This is a genomic window from Flavobacterium sp. (assembly GCF_046317795.1).
Lineage (GTDB): Bacteria > Bacteroidota > Bacteroidia > Flavobacteriales > Flavobacteriaceae > Flavobacterium.
This window is the reverse complement of the sequence record NZ_JBKCVI010000029.1, coordinates 1-3,623: the sequence shown is the minus strand read 5'-3', so window position 1 is coordinate 3,623 and position 3,623 is coordinate 1. Positions and strand designations below refer to the sequence as shown.

Genomic DNA, 3,623 nt, shown 5'->3' with positions numbered 1-3,623 from the left:
TCTATAATACAGCGCATTCCCTGATTGGGTTCACCGTCGTACATATCTAAAACTGCTATTCTAATTTGATTGTTCATCGTAATTGATTAATAGTGCAAATATAACTTTTTCAATTATAATCCCTTTGTAAACTCACTCGTAATCATATCAACCACTTTAGATAAATTCTGTGTTTCTTCAAATACTCTCAATTGTTTATCAGCGCCAGTTCCTTCTCTAAGTATCGTATGGATATAGTCAATATGTTCTCGACTTCCCAATTCATCAACCACATCATCAATAAATTCAAGCAGTTCGTGAATTAACATTTTGGTTTCGACTTCTTCTTTTAAACCAAAATCAATCATATTTCCATCAATTCCATAGCGAGCCGCACGGAATTTATTTTCTTTAATTAAAGCAATCCTATAAATATTGAAGCTTGTATTATTCAAGGTTAACTTATACAATTTAGCTACTATTGCCTGAATTATCGCTACGATGCACATGGCTTCATCAACGGTTAAACACATATCCGTTATTCTGAATTCAATAGTGTCATAAAATGGATGCAATCGCAAATCCCACCAAATTTTCTTTGGATTATCTATACAACCCGTTTTTACCAAAGTATCTAAATAATTGTCATACGCTTGAACACTATCAAAGTATTCTGGCAAACCTGTTCGAGGAAATTTATCAAAAACCTTAGTCCTAAATGATTTGTAACCTGTATTTCTTCCTTCCCAAAAAGGGGAATTGGTTGATAAAGCAAAAATATGAGGCAAGAAATAACAGGCCTGATTCATTAATTGCAATCCAATATCACGATTTTCAATGCCAACATGACAATGCATACCAAAAATTAAATTGGAGCGGGCAGCATCTTGCAATTCATTTACAATAGTGTGATATCGAGGATCATCTGTAATAGGTTGGTCTTGCCAACGCGAAAAAGGATGTGTTCCGGCACCGCCAACTACAAGATTTTGTTTATGGGCAAGTTCCACAATTTTGCTACGAAGAAATCGAATTTCATCATTAGCTTCTTTAACATTTTTACAAATATTGGTACCCACTTCCACCACAGATTGGTGCATTTCAGCTTTTACTTGTTCTTTCAAAATTGATTTAGCACCATCCACAATTTTAGATAAATGGGAACGCAAATCTCGTGTTTGTGGGTCTATAATTTGGTATTCCTCTTCAACTCCAAGAGTAAACACAGGTAATTTTTTCATCTTATTTTTATTTGAAGCTAATCCAGCTATTTGTTTCAATCTTTTTTTATTTTGAACTTCGACAAGCTCAGTTTGACAAAATAAAAAAAGGATTTCCACTACTATCTGGGCTAGGGCATTTCGTTAATAATCAACCTTATTTTTCTGCTGCCGCATCTTTGATAAAGGTTCCCCAAGTTAAATTCATTTTTCCTGGTTTTTGTTTTTTGGCAGCTGCGATAGCCATTTTGGCAGCGTGTTCTACAACCCATTCAAAATTCTCAGCACCAACAGAAGTTAATTCAGCATCGGGTGCGGGATTTCCAAAATCAATTGCATAAGGAATACCGTCGCGTACAGCAAATTCAACCGTATTGAAATCGTATCCTAATCCTTTACAGAGTCGTAATGTATAGTCTTTAACTGTGGCTAATAATTTTTTATCCACAGGTGGGCCATCAATTACATAACGCAAATGATGAGGATTCCTTGGTTCGTATTGCATGATGTGAACATCTTTTCTTCCCAAACAATAGACTCTAAAATATTCAGTAAAAACAATTTCTTCTTGCAAAAGCATTACTAATTGCCCTGTTTCTTGATGTTTTTGCCAAAATTCTTCTTTGTTTTCAAGTCGGTAAACATTTTTCCAACCGCCACCAGCATAGGGTTTCATATAGGCAGGAAAACCGATATAATCAAAAATCCCATCCCAATCCATCGGGTATTTTAAGTTCCTAAAAGATTTTCCTGTCGTATCAGTTGGATGTTCTGCCGAAGGAAGAATTACCGTATTTGGAAGAGGTACTCCAAGTGTATCAGCCAAACAGTTATTAAAAAATTTATCATCAGCACTCCACCAAAATGGGTTATTAATCACATTGGTTCCTGTTAGTGCAGCATTTTTTAAATAAGCACGATAAAACGGAACATCTTGTGAAATTCTATCTATAATTACAGCATATTCACCGCCTTTGTTTTGAACTACTTTGTCAATAGAAACTGCCTCGGCTATAATTCCAGGTTCTTTTTTTGAGTTTACTCTTTCGATAAAGGCATAAGGAAAGGTATCTTCCATTCCAAATAAAATTCCAATCTTTTTCATATTTCGCGTGTTAGTTATTTTTGGTTATAATTTTTGTTGTTGATTAAACAAACTTAATTCTAGATAAATAATGTGGAAACATTTCTCTCCAAACTGGCCAGTCATGTTCTCTATTTTGTCTGATGTCTAACCAATGTGGGATGTTTCTTTGCGCTAGCACTTTGCCTAATTTTAAATTAGAATCAAGGCAAATATCCCAGTTTGATGTTCCAAGGACGATATCCATTTTCCAGAGTTCGCCATCGTTTAATCCGTGAAGATAGTCTTCTGGACTATTATAGAAAACATTATCATCCCAATGGCCATCCATAAAACTTTTAATAGAAAAAGCACCACTTAAAGAAAACATATGACTAACATAGCCAGGATGCTTAAATGCAAAATTGGCTGCATGATAACCACCAAAACTGCAACCAGCAACAGCAACTTTCCCTGAACCAGTGTTATTCTTTACACGTTCTACAATTTCATGGCAAATCATCTTGTCGTACCAGACATGATTTTGTATGCGATGAACTGGATGAATACTTTTATTGTAAAAACTATCTTTATCAATGCTGTCTGGACAAAAGATTTGAATTAAACCTTGCTCAAGATACCATCGGGCGCTTTCAATTAATCCTTGGTCTTTATTTTCGTGATAACTTCCCATTGAAGTGGGAAAGAGGATAACAGGATATCCAGTATGTCCAAAAACAAGCATTTGAATTTCACGATTTAAATTTGGTGAATACCATTTAAAATATTCTTCTTTCATAAATTGTTATTAGATTAACAATTATAATGAAAAAAGTATTGTGAAATAAATAAATTATTGATATTAATCAATATTTACGATAAAATTTTTATTGACATTTATATTTTAAAAATTATTTAATAAAGCCTCTAAATACATCTCTATATTTAAATAATTATCAATAATTAATTGGTTTTATGAGTTCGGTTCTATTAATTGTAATTGGCTTTTAAGTCTTTCAATTAACATATTCATCATTCGTTTATTCAAATTGGAAGAATTTAAAATATATTCCGCATATTCATCCAATGTAAAAAAAGCAATCACCATCCCTTTTAGTGAATTTCTAAACTTAATATCGCGTTGAATGACATTTTCAATATAATTTATTTTCTTCTCAGGAGTTAAACTAAAAAAAACATTTTTTTGCTTCATGGCATAATTGATAAATACCTGAACAAACAAATCATTTTGTAACTTAAGAATTGGACGAAGTGTTTTGTTCTGAAAAGCTTCCTCTGATGAAGATAGGTGATTAATTGTACCAATAGTTTTTACCCCTAATCCCAATCTTGTTAAAAAG

Annotated in this window: 4 protein-coding genes; all 4 read right to left on the bottom strand. The window is 33.0% G+C overall.

Translation table 11 applies throughout. The features are described 5' to 3' along the window. Window positions 1–113: 113 nt before the first annotated feature. Window positions 114–1,220, bottom strand: coding sequence for a carboxylate-amine ligase (locus ACK5ON_RS01970; protein ID WP_409819367.1), 1,107 nt, complete (start codon window positions 1,218–1,220; stop codon window positions 114–116). A 136-nt stretch (window positions 1,221–1,356) separates the two neighbouring features. Beyond that, window positions 1,357–2,304 (bottom strand): RimK family alpha-L-glutamate ligase, encoded by a 948-nt coding sequence (locus tag ACK5ON_RS01965; protein WP_396175236.1) that lies wholly within the window; start codon window positions 2,302–2,304, stop codon window positions 1,357–1,359. 43 nt (window positions 2,305–2,347) lie between these two features. Continuing rightward, a complete protein-coding gene (locus ACK5ON_RS01960; RefSeq protein WP_409819364.1) occupies window positions 2,348–3,061 on the bottom strand; it encodes an esterase family protein in 714 nt (237 codons plus the stop codon). A gap of 174 nt (window positions 3,062–3,235) precedes the next feature. Next, the gene (locus tag ACK5ON_RS01955) at window positions 3,236–3,610 is read right to left on the bottom strand and encodes a glyoxalase (RefSeq protein ID WP_409819370.1); all 375 of its coding nucleotides are present in this window, start codon (window positions 3,608–3,610) and stop codon (window positions 3,236–3,238) included. Window positions 3,611–3,623 lie beyond the last annotated feature (13 nt).

What these genes read in the sequence shown, in the direction of transcription:
- ACK5ON_RS01970 (WP_409819367.1), bottom strand. Translation starts at nt 1,220, where the DNA reads ATGAAAAAATTACCTGTGTTTACTCTTGGAGTTGAAGAGGAATACCAA.
- ACK5ON_RS01960 (WP_409819364.1), bottom strand. Translation starts at nt 3,061, where the DNA reads ATGAAAGAAGAATATTTTAAATGGTATTCACCAAATTTAAATCGTGAA.
- ACK5ON_RS01965 (WP_396175236.1), bottom strand. Translation starts at nt 2,304, where the DNA reads ATGAAAAAGATTGGAATTTTATTTGGAATGGAAGATACCTTTCCTTAT.